Below are 16959 nucleotides of genomic sequence, written 5' to 3' on the forward strand. Positions count from 1 at the left end.
AAAGTGGTGAAAAAATGGTTAGACACAAAAAGGCTGTTCCCCTGCACAAAAATTTGAAAAATAAGTACAAAGATATGACACCAGAACAAGTTCAGCTTTCATATCAACAAGGGTTTAATATCTGAGGAAGATAATAAACTATTCGAATGTTTATTTGATGAATGTCATGCTCCCATAACTTGCCAAGGAATGACAAAAAAAGGTAGTTCAGCCTTTTTTATTGAAGGCAAAAGATCAGATAACCTGCATATAAATGATTGTCCATTTTCAGAAGAAAGTTTAAAAAAAGATAGTAATAATACTGAAAAAGAACAAGAAGTCACTTATGAACCCAGTGGCTTAACTATAATGGATATGAAAGGTGGTCAATTTTCCAGAGGCTTAAAACTCCCCTCTAATGAAAATGAAACGACAACAATAACTGAACATGACGGAAATCCATCTGAGGAATCAGAAAAAGGGCCTGTAAAAACGGTACCTCCTAAACAGTCTGAAAATTTACCTACAAAACCAAGAAATAAACATTTGAAGGATATTGAAAGTTTTGTAAGCCATTACGAAGAAAATCCTGATTATATTATTGATGAAGGTTTCCTAGGTCAAAGTCTTCCTATCCATAGATATTTTCGTTCAATTAAAGAAAACCACGTTCCGAAAAGAGAACGAGATAGAATCCCGATATATTATGGAAATGGTTATGTTCGTTTTTCGGAAAAAGGATATTATTCATTCTTTTTTTCGGATGGTGTAAGTATTGATTCTAATTGGTATCAACCTCACTTTTTTGTATCAAGAGAGTTTATTGACTACTTTTTCCCATTCGTAAAGAATTATTGTAAGAAAAATGGAGGTACTATTAACATATATATACAATCCCGCTTTTGGTTGGGAAAAACAAAAAATGGTAAGTCCGTTTTACGTTTTCAAAATCGTGGTGAAAAATTGACTCCCTTTATTTATTTTACAGAACGAATGTAAAATAATTTGCTTTTATCTCTAATGGCTATTATTCTATTATAGTTAATATTGGTGTTTTGGATATTGTTATAGTGTAGGTTCAATCCCTACTAATTTACCACCGGATATATTCGGTTTTGCGAACGCTAATTTATTAGCACCTGCTGTAATTGTCCTGTTCGAAAAATGGATGGACACGTTATTAAAAGGAGGCAATAGTATGAAAAGACTATTATTTGCAACGGTGGTAACGGCTGGCCTCCTGGTAAAAAAACTGTCGGAGTTACTAGTCAATATTCTTAAACATATGAAGCCAGCGGATCATCGTTAGGGGGAAATCATTATGATTTCCCCTAAAACAATTCCTCCAAATAAGTAATTCATGTTCGAGCACTAGTTGAAACGTATTTCCTCATCTATTCCTCTACTAGCCTTTCCGTTGAAAAAGACAATATCTTGCCATTGAATAGTTACCATATAAATCATCAGATCAAAGATATAGTAATGGATTTTCTTTCCATCTGGTTGCACCTTGTTTAACAACAACACGCTTGCTACCGGAAATCCTATATAACATAAGGCTGGTAAAAAAGGAAGAATTTCTGCCCCTCGCTGAATCGGTTCACGAAAAACGCCCCACATCAACCCCAACACAAAAAGGAAGCTGCCAATATTCACCACCGCTATTGGCGCAGGCAAGCGACCTAAATTTCCCAAATCTTGTATGCGATACGGTTCTTTAAATGCTGCTGAGTAATTGTACGGTTCCCATTTCATGATTACCCACCAAACAACTTCTCAATGATTGTACCCATGCCATCAAATACTTTTTCTGGATCATTCAAGAAGAAATAAGCGATCGCTCCACCTACAAATGCAGAGATAATCTGAACGACTTTCGACTTCGCAAAGTTTTTGGAAGCCAAATAGACAACCAACATGATAATCGCATATTTCCCTTGTTCCAATATAAAATCAGACAGTTGTTTTAATCCCATTTTGTGATTCCCTCATTTCTACCATGTGTGGTTTATTTCCTGGACATAATACTTGCCCGATTTTTTTATTACTTCAAAAGACATATTTTCTTGCCAAATTAATTCTGTTCCTTTGTCTTTGAACTTGACCGCAGCTTTCACTACAAAATAGTCTTTTTCTTTGAATACCTGGCCTGTTACTTCATCAACGCTGGCTGAACCTTCCAGCCCTTCTGGATCATCCATCATATAGCGCATATCTGCCGAAGAGCTTTTCGCATACTTCTCCAAAAATTCCTCAATATACGTCATTACTTCTCTACGGATATGACCCTCAACGGAATCAAAATTATTCGGGTCATAATCTAAGATTTTCGCCTTCTCCTTGTTTTCTCTCAGTGCAGTGAAATACGGATAAGAGATCACTCGACTTCCTGCCTTTGAAGTTTGAAAGGGAATGTTCAACAGTTGGCTAACTGTGACTTCCTTTGGTTGATCATCCTCTCCCATTGTTTCGATAATATAAGTGACTTTGTACGAAGCAGTCGAAACACCTGCGACTTTTTTCAACGAAATAAAAGCGGCTGCCTTTAACGTCCGCTTTCCTGAAAAGATCGAATTGCTTTCCTTGATTCCTTGTGCAAAATAATCGTTCATTAAGGTTTCTTGTCTCAATTTTTGAGTCTCACTATCATCTGAAACTGCCATGTACAATGCGACAAAGCGGTTCATAAATGATTCGATTTCAGGCGTAAGCACGACCGAGTTACTAGCCTCTTCTTTGCTTTTCTGTTGAATAGTAGTGACCTCTTTGTTTAGTGAACTCACCTTTACTCGTAAGCCTTGCGTTTGAAGAAAGGCCAAAACTCCAGAAATACTTAGAAAAAAGATTCCAACCCAGAAAAATCGTCTCATTGCTTTGGTTTGAATCCTTCGTGCTTTCGGTACTTTTTCACTAGTCGTTTTTTCTTTCTTTTTAATTCGCCGTTCCTTCATCCAATAGACAGCTCCTTTTGATTAGTTGAGCCATCTTACCGCTTGAAAAACCGAAACTTCCAGATCAATCCAACCATTGAAATTATCCCTAAACCTAAAGCGGATAAACTTCCGGTAGAGGCTTCGCCTGTATTTGGTAAAACCTTTGTTGATCCATCCGCAGCTTTCACAGAAATATTTCCATTAGGCAAAGCAGTAACTTCACCTTCAATGGGGGTTACTCCGGTTGCCGTTTGTTTGTAGGCTACACCGTCTTTCACTGAAACAATTTGTTCACCAGTCGCCGTTTCCACAGGTGCATCTACGGTTGGATTCAATACAACGTCTGTTCCTGGTTGGCTTCCTGGATTGGATGGTGTGGGTGTCTGTGGTTTTTCTGGTTGAACAGGTATTTCTGGCTTACTAGGTTTTTCCGGCTGTTCTGGTTTCTCTGGCGTTTCAGGGACTTCCGGTGTTTCGGGAATCTCTGGTGTTTCCGGTACTTCTGGCATTTCGGGAACCTCCGGTGTCTCCGGCACTTCTGGTGTTTCAGGAACCTCTGGTGTTTCTGGTAATTCTGGATCGGTCGGAAGCTCTGGGTCTGTTGGTAATTCTCCTGGTAGCTCTTCATTCAATCCATCTGCCGTAGCTACAAGTTCATGTTGATTTCCATGTTTTACCACTGGTACATCTACCTCACCAGCATGTACAAACGAACTTCCAAATTGTAAGCCATATAAAGTTACACTGGTAATTGCTAAAGTTTTGATCATTTTTTTTTTCATGTTCTATTCTCCATTCACTAAAAATTTATTTCTAAAGAGTACATAATTTGGCTTTCATAGCGTTCTAAAAATAATTGATTCAATCCAGAAATAGTTTCCGACACAATTTGTACACGATCCACTTCTGGATAGAGTTGAGTTAACTGTTCAATGACTTCTTTACTACACCATTTGATAAATCGTTGCCGCTGCTGCTCCCTTTCCTTGATATAGCGCACTCGTTGAAGCACATAGCGTTGATACATTGCTGGATCATTCCGATACTTTGCCTTCATTTCCTTTGGTAAACCAACGAATGGCTCATTTTTTGGTTTCAAAGTTGTTAAAACAGACTCGATCAATTGGCGAAACTCTTGAAACTGATCATGCTCATACCAGAATATAAATTCAGACACATCAAAACAAACCTTTCTTTCTCAGTTTTAGCGGATATTTTTCAGATTCTATCTTTTCAATTTGAGAATAGCGATAATAGAAGACTCGTCCATTCTCTTCAATCCCGACAAATAGGTTACTTTCAAAAAGCTTGAGCAATAAGTCGGCTGCTTGATACTTTGCATAATTGGCAAATAGCTGGTAACACGCAAAACGACCATCATCAAATGTTAGGAATAACTCATACCGATTCCGTTTAAATCCTTGCTTCCAAACCAAACGATCCTTTTTCTGTAGCCATTCAAATTTGGTAGCAAAGAGTTGCTGAATAAGATTTACTAAAAGAAATACGGTGCCCGTATATACTAGTAATCGGATCATTTCTTATCCCTCCTGCCGTTTCTTCATGTACACCGAATAAAGATCAAAAAAACCATCCGCCAATTGCTGGATCACATAGTTTTGCAGGAAACGATTATTCTGAATACGCATCATTTCATAGCCCTCAGTAAAGGTGTCTTCTTCGTCATAACGTTTGATTGCTCGGTGCCGTTCACTTTCCATGATAAAGGCAAAATCAACCGCTCCAAATACAACTGGTGTGAGTAACCCCTCGGATCGCAGAAGGACAATATACCGTTCCGCAAAGTGTTCCGAATTCATAATGTTCTTTTCTCGCTCTTGGAATAGGTACTCACGAGCGATCACGGCATTCGTCACACTATCACTGAGGAAACGGTAGTCTGGCGGACGTTTCTGTTCTGCTTCAAACTTTTGATACAACAACCAAGCACAACGATACTCTGCTTGCAGGTAATCTTTTTCTTTTGGTAAGAATTCATCAATCGAACATAGCTGCCGAATCGAAGACTCAAACAGATACATGTAATGCTCAATAAATTCCTCTTCAACAATTGATTCTCCAATAAATTCCATTTTTATTCATCAACTCCACAAAAAAGAGGCTCCAATGAGTCTCTTAGATTCAAGTGATTCATTTTTAGTCACCAAATAATACGCTTTGCGGATCAACCAACATTCCTTGAGAAAGGCTGCTGTCCTTACAAAGTTCAAAGTGCAGATGGCTGCCCGTACTATTTCCGGTGCTACCTACATAACCGATTATCTGACTTTGCGAGACAGTACCCCCTACTTTGACGATAGATTGTTGTTGATGTGCATATAGAGCGGTTGTCCCATCCTCGTGCTGGATCACCACATAGTTCCCCCAAGAGGTATGGAATTCTGCCTTGATCACTCTACCGGACTTCACCGCATAAATTCGTTCGCCTTGAGCTGCCGCCATATCTAACCCACGATGAAACTCGCCATTGCGATTGCCAAACACACTTGAAATGGTGTAATTTTGCAAAGGAATTTTATAACCTGACCTGCTAATGATTGGCCCTTGAAGCTCTTTGTCATAGTCTGTTAAATCGTAGGTCTCAATTAATCCATTCAGTTTTTGAGCGTACTGAGTATCTGTGGCGTATCGCCCTGTTAGATACTCTGTTGCTTCTTGATATGTTTTCGCATTCGATTTCCAAACGCCTGCATAATAATTGGAGTTACCAGTGATTCCCTCTTTTAGCAATGTGGCGTAATCATTGAAGCAATCTTCATAATTTTCATACACCCGAAAACCTGCTTGGGTCGCATAAAGCGTGCCGTTCCCTAAGTTTTCTTGTGTTGCCATTGAGACGGATTTCCCATTGTGTGTTCCTTTAATCCCGAACAAGTTATAGTTTGGTTCCTGGGCTAACTGGCTTTGACCCGAAGCTGATTCCAAGATTGCTTGAGCGATCATCACAGACGCATACAACTCTTTTTCTTTCCCTATCTTTCGAGCCGACTCGCCAATTTTATGAATAAAACTATCCACGGATTCATTCTTTTCAAAATGAATCGATCCATCTTGTGTCACGGTGCTTGATGGAACTGTTCGAGAGAGATCAATGGTTGCTTCTTGATCAACAATCGTTTCTGGTGTTGGGACCTCTTGAGAAATCTGGTTTGATTGTTCCGCCGTTGATTCTTCTTTTGGTGCTGCCGGTTTTTCTGTTTCTTTTTTTGGTTCTTCCTTTTTCGGAGTTTCTTGATCACTCGGTGTCGAAGATTCCGAAGGTTTCGTGCCACTACTAGTTGATTCTGTAGTCGATTCACTGCTTGAAGAGCTGCTTTCGATAGATTCTTTTGTCGAAGACTCTTCTGTAGACTCGGTACTGCTTTCTGTTGTTTCTGTGGTATCGGTAGCTTTTTGGACTTGTTCTGTCGCTTCTTTGGTTGAGGACATATCACTTGCCAAGACTGCCATTGGTGTCGATAGAAATGCTTGTAGCGTAAAAATCAATGCCGAAGCCATTCTCGAAAATTTCTTCATCTAGTCCATCCTCTCTCATTCAATTCTGTTGTTTACCATATCGTCATATTTTCCAGCGCTCAGTATTGCCATAATGATCACACCAAAGAACGTACCGATCATAAAGGCTACGATGATCCAAAACATACACAACTCCCCTTTTCATTTTAAAATTCGTACTGTTTTCGAGTGGCTATATGCGTCAACGCTAGAAGACCAATCAAATAACCGATCCCGATTACAACAGGCACCTCATTTAAGAGCGTAAATAAATAAATGCAGGCAATTTGAAATAGTGAGTAAATCGGTTCGTTGGACGTTTCAACCGTACTCATTCGTATTCGAATCGGTGATTCTTCATTAGTGCTAGAAGTTTGTTGGTTCGAGATTTTTTCATCATTGATCCAACTTTCTTCAATGAGTCCCAAACCAAGTTTCACCTCTTTACTGGCTTCACTTGCCGGATATTCTTTCAAGAATTCACCCTGTACGACCGCTCGATTGGAAGTGTTTAGTCCACCTTCACAACGGATAAGTGTCACAATTGGTGTCTGATCATCGGTAGGAATCGCCATCAAGTCTCCTCGACTTTGATCAACGACATCATTTCTTGTCGCCACATATTCATAAACTTTCGTAAAGTCAGTTAGATAAAAGATTTGTTGCAAGGTTGTTTTCGGCAGATTTCCAAGCGATCCGCCGCCTTGAACCAGATTGTGAGCCAGGAGTACATAGTTGCCTTTTCCTAACTGCTGATCCTGATAGTACGTTCCGACCCCAACCATTAGATTCTGATTGTCGATTCCTGCAAGAATTTTCGAATGAATATCCGCACTGGGAATATACAACGCCCCTACGCCCCACTGGTTCACGATCTCGCCATACCGCAACTGAGCTTTCGCATAGGCAGCGGGTGTGACTGGTTTGATCTGACGAGGACAGTAAGTCGCTTTTTTCAATTTCTTTTTTTGTTCCTCCCGATTACTTTGTTTCAATTCAATCGGATGTTTGATTTGTTCCGCATGGTCATTGGCTTGTAGTAATAAGTGATACCCGTAATAACTAGCACAAGAAATGACGATCCCTAAAACGATCCATAGAAATGGTAGGTTTTTCCATAGCTTTTTCACGATACCCTCCTCTAAAAAATAGAAGCGCCCTAGTATGGACGCTTCGTTGATCTAGCTTATTTTTTATTTTGACGTTTCTTGTTTGCAACAATAAAAAGAGCACTCGCGGCGAACACAAGTCCTAAGAGAATCCATATAAATGGACTTCCCAATGATCCTGATGTTTGAGGCAATGTACCTGCTTGACCAGTCGTTTTTACTGGTTCGACTGGTTTATTAATCGTAATCGTTTGTCCTTTGTTGTTGAAATCTTTTTCAGAAGCTACAGGCTCATCATTATATGTTGTTTCTTCAAAAGCGACCAATTGGATCTTACTGTCCTTACCAAATAATTGTTGGACAGCAACATCTTCAATCGTCACTGTAACTGTTCCTGTTGATTCTTTCGGTGTGAACTTGATGGTTGAAGTTAATTCTTTCCCATCAATCATGACAGGTAATTTTGTCCGTGTATCCATCCAGGTCACTTTTTGATCGTACTCAACGTTAGGGGTTAAGTCTTCAAAAGCAACTTTATCAGTCAATGTCACTTTGCCATCAGAAGTGACTTCTACTTTACCATTCACAAATGCTTGCGTACCGATCTTAGGATTTCTTACTTTCCCGGTTTGTTTCTCATTCTCAAGTTCTTTTTCATTGGCAATCGGTGTGTCATGTGTTGATAGCTGCTCGTAAGCAACTAAGACTTTTCCTTTCGCAGCGGATAAGTTGGCTTCAAACGGAACATCGACATAGCCTTCCAACAATTCAACATCATTTAGTGTTGAAAATTCAGTCGCTTCTTCTTGTTCTTCCACATCTGCTGGTTCTTCGGTATCAACAACTTCTTGCGTGGCTGCTTTTGGCTGAATCGTTTCTTTTGAGCCATCCGAATCTTTTGTCGTTTCTTTTTCTTTGTCGCTATCGTTTTCTTTTGATTCTTCTTTTTCAGCCGCTTCTTTGGCAAGATTTTCATAGTATTCTCTCGCATTGATAGTAGAAGTAACGGTGCCATCCTTCCCAGCAACAACAGTAATTGATCCTGTCACGCTGTTTCCGTTCGGGTCTTTGAATTCTTTTTCAGATTCACGATCCATCATAGTTAGATCAAATTTGTAAGTCTGACCTGAGATAAGGTTCTTATAGAATACTCGGTCGAATCCTTTCACTTTTGCCAACGGATCAGATAGCTTAGTTTCATTCTCGTTTTGATCATAGAAGAAAAACTCGGTATGGATTTCTGGTGTCACAAATTGAATCGCTTCTGCCTCATTCGCCAAATCATCATGGCGAGCGACTTCTTCCCACTCACCTGTTGACGGATTGTAGAATTCTAGTACATTGATCCAAATACCCTTTTTACCATGCATTCCTGTGGCATCAAAATCTAAATACACGTTTTTTACGAATTGAGCTTGTTTCGCTTCAAACTCATTTACTTGTTTTAAGGATTCTTCGCCAAGCTGCTCACCCGTTCCAAACTCGACAAAATCAGAAGTCAGACGTAGTTTCGCATTTGCAGGTGCTTGGTTCGCCTGGATCATGACTTCATCCCGCAGCTTTTGTCCGATCATTGGATTCACAAATTGTGCCCCATCTTGGTTACTTGCTTGAGAAGTCATGCCAAAATTAAGCGTTGGATTATTCACGTTAATCGTGTTTTCTCCAGATTTCACTACGATCGATCCTTTCGCCTTTTCTGGATCAATATAATGGCCTTTGATGGTTTTAAGCTCTTCCCACTCGACTTTTGCATTGTTCTTCAAGTCGTTGGTGATCTTGATTGTCCCATTTTTATCCGTCTTCACTTTGTGATCCTTGCCATTGTAGTGAAGGTTAAATTCTACGCCTTCAAGGTTTTTACCTTTATCGTTCTGTTTGATTAGTGTTAAATTGGCATAACGTGGATTACTCACATTAATTGTATTAGAACCAGATTTCACCACCAACGATCCTTTCGCATTGGCTGTATCAATGTAATGACCAGCGATCGTTGCCGTTTCTTCCCATTCAATTTTCGTATTATTTTTCAATTCATTCGTCACTTGAATTTGACCGTTTTTGTCGGTCTTGACGGTATGATCTTTTCCGTTGTACGTCAGTTTGAATTGAACGCCTTCAAGGTTTAGACCCACGTCATTCTTTTTGTTCAGCGTAACATTCGCATACCGAGGATTAGTCACTTTGAGTTCATTGGCACCTTCCTTGATGGTGATCTTCCCTTTAGAAGAAGCAGAATCAATATAGTGACCAGCGATCGTTGCCGTTTCTTCGTACTCCACCACTGTACCGATAGGATAATTTGGTGACTTTAAATTCCCATTAGCGTCTGTTTTTACGGTGGTTGATTTCCCATCCGCAGTCAATTTGAAAGAAACTCCAGCCATATTATCGCCTTTATCATTTACTTTTTTCAGTGAAATATAGCCCTCTTCCTTTGCATTATGGAAGACGTAAATTTTCTCAGCAGGTGACTTCGTTTTAATATCAGAAATAATATTTCCATCAGGATAATACGAATGCCAGAATTTATTATCACTAGGAGTATTTCCCCAGAAGAATCCAATATGGCAATCGTAGTTAGTTACCGACACATCCGGTTCAAAATAAATAATATCTCCTTTACGCATGGTACCACTAGCTAACATTTCAGAAACCGTATTGTACGTATCCGCATAAGTTGTCGCACGTAAAACGTCACGCCAGTTATAAGCGTTCGCTGCACCACCAAATCCCGTACTATTATTCGTAATTCTTGAAATATCGCCTCCAGCTCTACGAATAACGGTAGCCACAAATCCTGTACAGTTCATCCCAGGCCCGTAGCTTGTCGGTGCCCCGTTTGGACTTAGACAATACCCTTCATCTGGATTTAAATACAAGCCACGATAAGGAGTACCCAAATAGAAGGAATCATTTTGATGAGCGGTCAATTCAGCGTTAATTGCTTTTGTAGAAATACCGAAAAATGTGGGTAAATCTGCCGATAATGCTCTCGCACTTCGGAAAAGAACTGGATCACCAGGAACGCCAGCTCCAGAACCATAGACACTGCCATCCAAGGTTACTTCTCTTTGTGTCTCTTCTTTATCCTCAGATATCACAGACTCTTCTTCTTTTGTACTTTCAGAAGACTCCGTGCTGCTGGTACTTTCCGAGGTTTCTTGGCTCGATTCACTGGTTGATTCAACCGGATCAGCTTTCGTGGCTTCTGTGGACTTTGTTTTCTCTTCATTCTTTTGTACTTGAGTTGCACTAGTGCTTTCCGCATAAGCCGTGATCGCTTGAATTGGAATGATTTGCATAAGCAGCGTGACGATCATCACGAGCGAAACAATGATTCTACTGATTTTCGTTTTCATAAACTTCCTCCAATAATAATTAGTATTTTTCCATTCGAGTTCACTTATGGACTTCGATTTCTTACCTGATGAAAGGAGTTCACCACCTTTTTTAGACAAAAAAATAGCAACGTTCTATGAATTAACTTCTTAGGACGTTGCTTTAAGTACTTTATTCAGTTTTAGACATTCACTATTTAACAATTTTCAAATGACACTTTTCTACAAAATCGACTGGAATCAGCTTTTCTGCATAATCCGAGTTAATTTCCGTTACACGAACTTCGCCATATTTTTGAAGATATGACCAAAACTGTTCAGTCACATTCCATTGCCTTTTTTTGACATAGTTCATAAAGTAGGATCGCTCTTGATTCACTTCATTCATTCGCTTAATCGCCTGAACAAAGATTGGATCATAGACAACTCGTTTAAACTGACCATCTAACCATTCAAAAGTTATCGGATAGGTTACACTGTCTAACTTTTTTCGTTCTTTCAAAAAAAGATTCCTAAACTGTCCGAACAATTCATCAAAACTCAAATCTTTAAACGGAATTATCAAAAAATAATCAGTCAATTTCGCTTTGTACCAGTAATATATTTCGCCAAAGAAGGCTTTTCCTTCCTCAATATTTTGCAATAAATCTTGATTCCCAAGGTGAAAGGAACCTGCATATTTGATCAACTCCATCGTATGAGAAACACCTTTCTAATCTAAAAAGAGCTACTTCATGAAACAGCCATCCGAAACATAAACAACTTGTCCATCCAATCGAATATCCCGCCCAAGAGCTTCTTCATCAATGTAGTTTTCTAACTCCTTGGGTACAGTAATCAAACCTTGATCAACCCAGTAACTCCCAAGTTTCTCGTCTGTATCAACATCTGCAAAAAACATGACATCCTCAGCATTCTCCAGTAAATCTTCTTCTGACGAAAACAAATCTCCTATTAATTCTTTGGCATGATCACGTACCTCACTGGGTAATTCCGAATACAGCTCATACAGTTCGTTTAAACGATCCAGACTATCGTATTGAGTTACTGTGAATGGTGCATCTGAATCCAAAATAATGGTTTCCTCTTCGGATTCATTTAGACCCAGTTTTGTAGCAATGTCAGAGTAGTCCACTGGCAGATCAAACCAGCCTCCCTGAATCGTTCCACTAACATATTTAGACAAATTAGCAATATAAATTTGTGCTTCCATCAGACACACTCCTCACCTAAACAAATATATTTTCTATCAGTAAAACCGATCCTTGATAAAAAGGTTCGTTGGCATAACGACCAAGCTCAAGTAACTCTTTTTGGATAATTTCCTCAGTCACTCCAAGTTTTGTTTCTTCAAAAATAGATTGTCTCAAAATTTTTTGTACCTCACCAACAGTCAAAAGAATAAATCTTACCTGCTGGTTATACACTTCGGCTACGCAGTTTGCATAAACGGTTACTGGTTTTACACCTGTCTTCACAGCGATCAAAGCACTTTTCGGGACACTGAAAGAATAAAATTCAATCTGACTTAAATCGCTTGGTTTTACTTGCCAATTTAACTCTTCCAATTTGAGTTCGTAACTTTTCCTTACCTCCAACAGTCGTGCTATTTCTTGCCATGCCGGATCATCCTGAAATTCACCACGTTCAAGAATTCGTTCAATCAAATCCATCGAATAATTGAAAATACTCAATGCTCGAATTCGCTGATCAATTGCTTCGATTTTTTTCTGACAATGATTGATTCCTGAAAAAAGGTAGTCCTTATTATCCTCCAACTAAATCACCTCCTGATGATTGGAACCAAGTAAGATAGCTTTCTTTATCTTCACCCAACTCCACATTTTCAATCGTCGCATTCACAAAATCTCTGCCGGAAAGTTCATCGACAATTTTTAGCAGCTTTAGTGTGGGCGCTACTTGGGTTTCAAACCATCGTTCCGCTCGTTCGATCGAAAACTTTTCTGCCTTCATAGAAAAGTTCAACTCTCTGACGGTTCGAAACATTTTGGCCCAACGCTCATTCACAATTCTTGATTCAGAATCAAGCAAGTCATAAACCGTCAATTTATCATTGATCAATCCAGCGCCGATCTCCCCTAAGTTCGTTCCGGTAATAAAGCGATCAATAATCTCGGTTGCTTTTTCAGCAGCGCAACGCAATTCGTAGCGATTGTAGATGCCGTATTTTAGTAAGGCATCTTCCACAGATATCCGTTCACGGTTGGCGATCTCATACCGTTTCTCATAGAAGTTGAAGAACATCGGTGATTTTCTTGAACCAAAATAAAGGGATAGCCCTTTGTTTCTAGCCACCCCTGATTCCGTATAGTATCCACCATAGTTTTCAAATAATTTGAAACTGTCCTCGATCAATCCTTTGTGTTCTTTTTCCAGAATGGAAAACAAATCAAAATATTCTTCATCATCTCGCATCCACATTTCATCAATGGCAATATCAATCCGGCTGCATTGCACACGACTATAGCAGCTTTCTAGCATTCCTTGTTTTTGCCAAAGGTGTAGTAAGTATTCCTGCCAGTCTGTTTTTCGTTCCTTCATTACCAGTTCATATTCACGGCATCCTTGCCCTGAAAACTGAATCAATACATTTTTCGTAGTTTCTTTTGTGTGCCAAAATACCCAGATATTTCCTCGTACAGATACTTGGTCAAACATATAGAGTCCTGTTGAACGGGTTTCAAACTCTAACTCATCCATGCCTAACACTTGTTGGATAATATCTTTGGGTGCTGCATCAAAAAAAGACAAGCGCAAATAATCGATCATGACTCGCATTTCTATCCCATGTTTTAGATAAACACGAAAATACTCTTCGAGCTTTTGTTTGACATCTTCTGGAATCGAGCGCTTGCCTTGTTCCATTTTTTTGTAATAGGACAAAGATATATCCAGTATTTGTGCAAATTTTCGTTGAGAAACTGGCTTTTGTTTTCCAGTCTTCGCATTGGATAACCCAAATTTGTATCGATAGTTTCGCAGTTCTTTAGGCTCCAATTTTTCTACACCTCAATTAAATAACGAAATCGACTTTTTTCGACTATTCAAAAAGAGCCGTCAACCCCTTGTGATGATTGCCCCCTCATTTTTGTGTCCCTTCAAAATCGTTGAAAAGGACACAAACGCTCATCTTCGATGAAGATTGCCGTAGCGCTCTTTATAGACCTTTTTCTGTTTCGTTATTTTATTTCTACCCCCCCTATTAGATACTGGGGGGTAACGGTTTAGGGCAGGCGCAAGCGCCTGCCCTAAACCATCCACGCACACACTTGGCGTGTGCGTTTGCCCTTGCCATACGCGGCTGGCGCCGCTGCCAGTGCAAACGCCACGCTCTACTGAGTGCATGGCTATGCGGGCATAGTTCCCCCACCAGTATCTACAGTGAGTTATTCTTTAAAAAATGTTCTCTTCAATCATCAATCGTTCCGCAAGCTCTTCCGGTGACAAAAAGGTGGCGAAAATCGCAGCCGTCAGCTCTTTCCTCTCTCCATTTCTCAGCCGATAGAGCTTTTTCAACAATAAAATATCTTCTTCTGTCAGTAAAATTTGACTTACAGGAATCCCATTTCTCAAAATATCTTTTCGCAAAAAATGATAGGTTGTCCGTTTTTCAATTTTTGCGATCCACGAATACAGTGTCCTTGAAGAGAATTCCGAATCAATCAACTTTGCGGCCGTCCGTACTCGATAGTATTTTTCACTCACATGTCATCACCTCACTCGCTTAATAGATTACTCGATGGTAATATCACCTGCTTCATTCAACTTCTCTTGCCGTTTTCGTAGGTATTCTTCCGAAACCATTTTTCTGATCTGCATTTCATCATTCACACTATGCAACTCATCCACGATTTCTCGATCTTTTCCAGTGATCCGAATGGTTTCAAAATCCAATTCGATCATCTGATCAAATTTAGCAAACTCACTTAAAAAATCAAAATCTGATGGGACAAAGGGACTATACAATTCTTGGGGAATCCCTTTCCCAATATCCAGATAGCCTCGACCGACTCCCGACTTATTGACGAAACTTTTATTTTTGTTGTCGTCGTAGGGTAAGTACCCAGCGCCTTACTATATTTCTATAACAGGTTTCCAAATACTCCCCTCCAAACCGTACGTACACCTCTCGATGTATACGGCTTTCCACTTGTTTAATCTAGCTTGCCAGCGTGCAATTTCACGTGACAGTTATGACAAAGAATCAGTGTTTTTCTCCTTCTTGCTATCATTACTTGTTCCCATTGTTTCTTCCCTTTTAAATTTTTCAGCTTCCTAACATGATGAACTTCCATTCGACCTTCGGTTTCTCTACACCATTCACATCTGTTGGCAATTAGCCGTTGGGTTAATTCCGTTCGTGATTTATAAATAATCGTATCTGGAAAGCTGTCAACTTTTGGGGATCTGTTTACTGTTTTCTTCTTGGGAAATCCCTCATTATATAACAAACGATAGTTTGTTCCTTGTTTCGTTTCATAAGGAATCATGAATTCGCCATTTTGCTTATATTTTCTAAGAATTTTAGCAATAGACGATTGATACTTTGCAGCTAATGTTTTAAATAAGCTGTAACGCATTACGTACATGAATGAATTCAGCACATTTGTATTGCTAGCTAGGCAAAAATAGTTGTAAATCCCACGAATTTCCGCATTGTAAGTACTTAAAATTTCAATATCACTTAAATAGAGGAGTGCTGCTCGATGCTTTGGCATCCATGACCCATCTTGTCGGATTGTAATTGTCCCCAATTCTTTTAATTTGTTAATCCATGTTTCTTTAGGGATATAGAGTTTACACTTATAGGAGTAATAACGTTTTTTTATACCGTTTTTATCTCTCTTGACTGCTTTATCTCTACTTACGACTACGTGATAACCTAAAAATTTCGCAAACTGTCCAGAATGAGTAATCAATGTTTTTTCCATTGAAAGTTCTATTTTCAATTTTTCTTTTAAGAATTGTTGTATATCACTTTTGATGGTTTCTGCATCTTTTTTTGACCCTATCAGACCAATGATGAAATCATCGGCATAGCGAACATATTTGATTCTTCGATAATTTTCATCAAAACTATCTGAATAAGGCAGTTGTATTAATTGAGTATGCATATTCTTTAACTGATCTATGATTACTTGTTTCTCTGTATTTGTTAGTTGCTCATTTTTTAGTTTTTTCCTTAACCAATACATCTTCGATTCAAGACGTTTATAGTTTTCATCTTTTCTCCGTTTTTTACCTAGTTCAAATGATGCTTTATATTCCTCCATATACTTATCAAGTTCATTCAAGTAAATATTTGATAGAATTGGTGAAATAATTCCACCTTGCGGTGTTCCACTATAAGTTTTATTGAATTTCCAATTTTCTAAATAGCCTGCTCGCAAAAACTTCCATATTAGACGTAAAAATCGATTATCATTAATCTTTTTGCTCAATAATTGAATGAGAATATGATGATCAATGTTGTCAAAGAAAGACGAAATGTCGCCCTCAATAAACCACTTACTTCCGTTAAATGTATTGGATATGTCTCCAAGTGCAGTATGGCAACTTCTATTAGGTCGAAATCCATGTGAGGAAGAACTAAATTCTCCTTCATAAATAGCTTCCAAAACCATACGAATAACTTCTTGAAGAAGTTTATCTATAAAAGTAGGGATACCTAGTGGTCGTTTCTTTCCATTCTTCTTTGGAATGTAAATACGTTTCACTGGTTTAGGGTGATAGCTTTCTGATCTTAGAGATTCAATCAATTTTTCTATTTTTATCAGATTGAAACCATCAATTGTTTCGCTAGAAACACCAGGTGTTAAGTTGCCACTTTTTGAAGCGATATTCCCATACGCCATAATATAGAATTCTGGATTGTATAGATTTCTGTAGATTCTTTCAAACTTATAGTCTTTTTGATTTGTTTTCTTTGCTAGATTGTTTAGAATAACTTCTGGATTTCTCATGAAGCCTCACGCTCCTTCCTTAATTATTTAAACGAAACAAGCTGATTTCCTTCGCCATGTACTAGGCTTTCCCTAGCTCAGACTACTACGAAATCTC

Annotated in this window: 18 protein-coding genes; 1 reads left to right on the forward strand and 17 read right to left on the reverse strand. The window is 38.9% G+C overall.

Annotated features, from left to right (window positions below; translation table 11 throughout):
- The first annotated feature begins 189 nt into the window (after window positions 1-189).
- Complete coding sequence (locus tag I585_RS06675; protein ID WP_010743156.1) at window positions 190-978, forward strand: hypothetical protein; 789 nt, start codon at window positions 190-192, stop codon at window positions 976-978.
- 372 nt (window positions 979-1350) lie between these two features.
- Here I585_RS06675 and I585_RS06680 read toward each other — a convergent pair whose 3' ends face one another.
- The 17 genes from I585_RS06680 to I585_RS06760 all read right to left on the reverse strand — a co-directional run bounded on the left by I585_RS06680 (window position 1351) and on the right by I585_RS06760 (window position 16862).
- Window positions 1351-1734 carry a TcpE family conjugal transfer membrane protein gene (locus I585_RS06680; RefSeq protein ID WP_010743154.1) on the reverse strand — a complete coding sequence of 128 codons (384 nt, stop codon included), beginning with the start codon at window positions 1732-1734 and terminating at the stop codon, window positions 1351-1353.
- A gap of 2 nt (window positions 1735-1736) precedes the next feature.
- A complete protein-coding gene (locus I585_RS06685) occupies window positions 1737-1955 on the reverse strand; it encodes a TcpD family membrane protein (protein ID WP_010743153.1) in 219 nt (72 codons plus the stop codon).
- Between the two features lie 18 nt (window positions 1956-1973).
- A complete protein-coding gene (locus I585_RS06690) occupies window positions 1974-2930 on the reverse strand; it encodes a conjugal transfer protein (RefSeq protein WP_010743152.1) in 957 nt (318 codons plus the stop codon).
- Window positions 2931-2965: 35 nt separating this feature from the next.
- Window positions 2966-3694 (reverse strand): LPXTG cell wall anchor domain-containing protein, encoded by a 729-nt coding sequence (locus I585_RS06695; protein WP_010743151.1) that lies wholly within the window; start codon window positions 3692-3694, stop codon window positions 2966-2968.
- A gap of 17 nt (window positions 3695-3711) precedes the next feature.
- Complete coding sequence (locus I585_RS06700; RefSeq protein WP_010743150.1) at window positions 3712-4089, reverse strand: hypothetical protein; 378 nt, start codon at window positions 4087-4089, stop codon at window positions 3712-3714.
- A gap of 1 nt (window position 4090) precedes the next feature.
- Complete coding sequence (locus I585_RS06705; RefSeq protein ID WP_010743149.1) at window positions 4091-4450, reverse strand: hypothetical protein; 360 nt, start codon at window positions 4448-4450, stop codon at window positions 4091-4093.
- Window positions 4451-4453: 3 nt separating this feature from the next.
- A complete protein-coding gene (locus I585_RS06710) occupies window positions 4454-5005 on the reverse strand; it encodes a hypothetical protein (protein ID WP_010743148.1) in 552 nt (183 codons plus the stop codon).
- A 64-nt stretch (window positions 5006-5069) separates the two neighbouring features.
- The gene (locus tag I585_RS06715) at window positions 5070-6449 is read right to left on the reverse strand and encodes a glucosaminidase domain-containing protein (RefSeq protein WP_010743147.1); all 1380 of its coding nucleotides are present in this window, start codon (window positions 6447-6449) and stop codon (window positions 5070-5072) included.
- Between the two features lie 146 nt (window positions 6450-6595).
- Entirely contained in the window at window positions 6596-7558 is a 963-nt protein-coding gene (locus I585_RS06720) for a class A sortase (RefSeq protein ID WP_010743145.1), read from the reverse strand.
- Between the two features lie 56 nt (window positions 7559-7614).
- Window positions 7615-10899, reverse strand: a complete 3285-nt coding sequence (locus I585_RS06725) for a VaFE repeat-containing surface-anchored protein (protein ID WP_010743144.1) — start codon at window positions 10897-10899, stop codon at window positions 7615-7617.
- Window positions 10900-11071: 172 nt separating this feature from the next.
- The gene (locus I585_RS06730) at window positions 11072-11572 is read right to left on the reverse strand and encodes a hypothetical protein (protein WP_010743143.1); all 501 of its coding nucleotides are present in this window, start codon (window positions 11570-11572) and stop codon (window positions 11072-11074) included.
- A 33-nt stretch (window positions 11573-11605) separates the two neighbouring features.
- Window positions 11606-12091, reverse strand: coding sequence for an antirestriction protein ArdA (locus I585_RS06735; RefSeq protein WP_010743142.1), 486 nt, complete (start codon window positions 12089-12091; stop codon window positions 11606-11608).
- Window positions 12092-12107: 16 nt separating this feature from the next.
- On the reverse strand, window positions 12108-12656 hold the full coding sequence (locus tag I585_RS06740; RefSeq protein WP_010743141.1) for a hypothetical protein: 549 nt from the start codon (window positions 12654-12656) through the stop codon (window positions 12108-12110).
- Entirely contained in the window at window positions 12646-13896 is a 1251-nt protein-coding gene (locus I585_RS06745) for a replication initiation factor domain-containing protein (RefSeq protein WP_010743140.1), read from the reverse strand. Before I585_RS06745 ends, I585_RS06740 begins: the two co-directional genes overlap by 11 nt.
- A gap of 396 nt (window positions 13897-14292) precedes the next feature.
- Entirely contained in the window at window positions 14293-14604 is a 312-nt protein-coding gene (locus I585_RS06750) for a hypothetical protein (protein ID WP_010743139.1), read from the reverse strand.
- 27 nt (window positions 14605-14631) lie between these two features.
- Window positions 14632-14865 (reverse strand): hypothetical protein, encoded by a 234-nt coding sequence (locus tag I585_RS06755; protein ID WP_010743138.1) that lies wholly within the window; start codon window positions 14863-14865, stop codon window positions 14632-14634.
- Window positions 14866-15053: 188 nt separating this feature from the next.
- Complete coding sequence (locus tag I585_RS06760; RefSeq protein ID WP_010743137.1) at window positions 15054-16862, reverse strand: reverse transcriptase/maturase family protein; 1809 nt, start codon at window positions 16860-16862, stop codon at window positions 15054-15056.
- Window positions 16863-16959: the final 97 nt, after the last annotated feature.

This window comes from Enterococcus malodoratus ATCC 43197 (genome assembly GCF_000407185.1).
Taxonomy (GTDB): domain Bacteria; phylum Bacillota; class Bacilli; order Lactobacillales; family Enterococcaceae; genus Enterococcus_A; species Enterococcus_A malodoratus.

Bases quoted from the DNA above. Each gene is read 5' to 3' on its own strand.
- I585_RS06715 (WP_010743147.1), bottom strand. From the start codon at position 6,449: ATGAAGAAATTTTCGAGAATGGCTTCGGCATTGATTTTTACGCTACAA.
- I585_RS06680 (WP_010743154.1), bottom strand. From the start codon at position 1,734: ATGAAATGGGAACCGTACAATTACTCAGCAGCATTTAAAGAACCGTAT.
- I585_RS06690 (WP_010743152.1), bottom strand. From the start codon at position 2,930: ATGAAGGAACGGCGAATTAAAAAGAAAGAAAAAACGACTAGTGAAAAA.
- I585_RS06760 (WP_010743137.1), bottom strand. From the start codon at position 16,862: ATGAGAAATCCAGAAGTTATTCTAAACAATCTAGCAAAGAAAACAAAT.
- I585_RS06730 (WP_010743143.1), bottom strand. From the start codon at position 11,572: ATGGAGTTGATCAAATATGCAGGTTCCTTTCACCTTGGGAATCAAGAT.
- I585_RS06710 (WP_010743148.1), bottom strand. From the start codon at position 5,005: ATGGAATTTATTGGAGAATCAATTGTTGAAGAGGAATTTATTGAGCAT.
- I585_RS06735 (WP_010743142.1), bottom strand. From the start codon at position 12,091: ATGGAAGCACAAATTTATATTGCTAATTTGTCTAAATATGTTAGTGGA.
- I585_RS06675 (WP_010743156.1), top strand. From the start codon at position 190: ATGACAAAAAAAGGTAGTTCAGCCTTTTTTATTGAAGGCAAAAGATCA.
- I585_RS06695 (WP_010743151.1), bottom strand. From the start codon at position 3,694: ATGAAAAAAAAAATGATCAAAACTTTAGCAATTACCAGTGTAACTTTA.
- I585_RS06705 (WP_010743149.1), bottom strand. From the start codon at position 4,450: ATGATCCGATTACTAGTATATACGGGCACCGTATTTCTTTTAGTAAAT.
- I585_RS06725 (WP_010743144.1), bottom strand. From the start codon at position 10,899: ATGAAAACGAAAATCAGTAGAATCATTGTTTCGCTCGTGATGATCGTC.
- I585_RS06685 (WP_010743153.1), bottom strand. From the start codon at position 1,955: ATGGGATTAAAACAACTGTCTGATTTTATATTGGAACAAGGGAAATAT.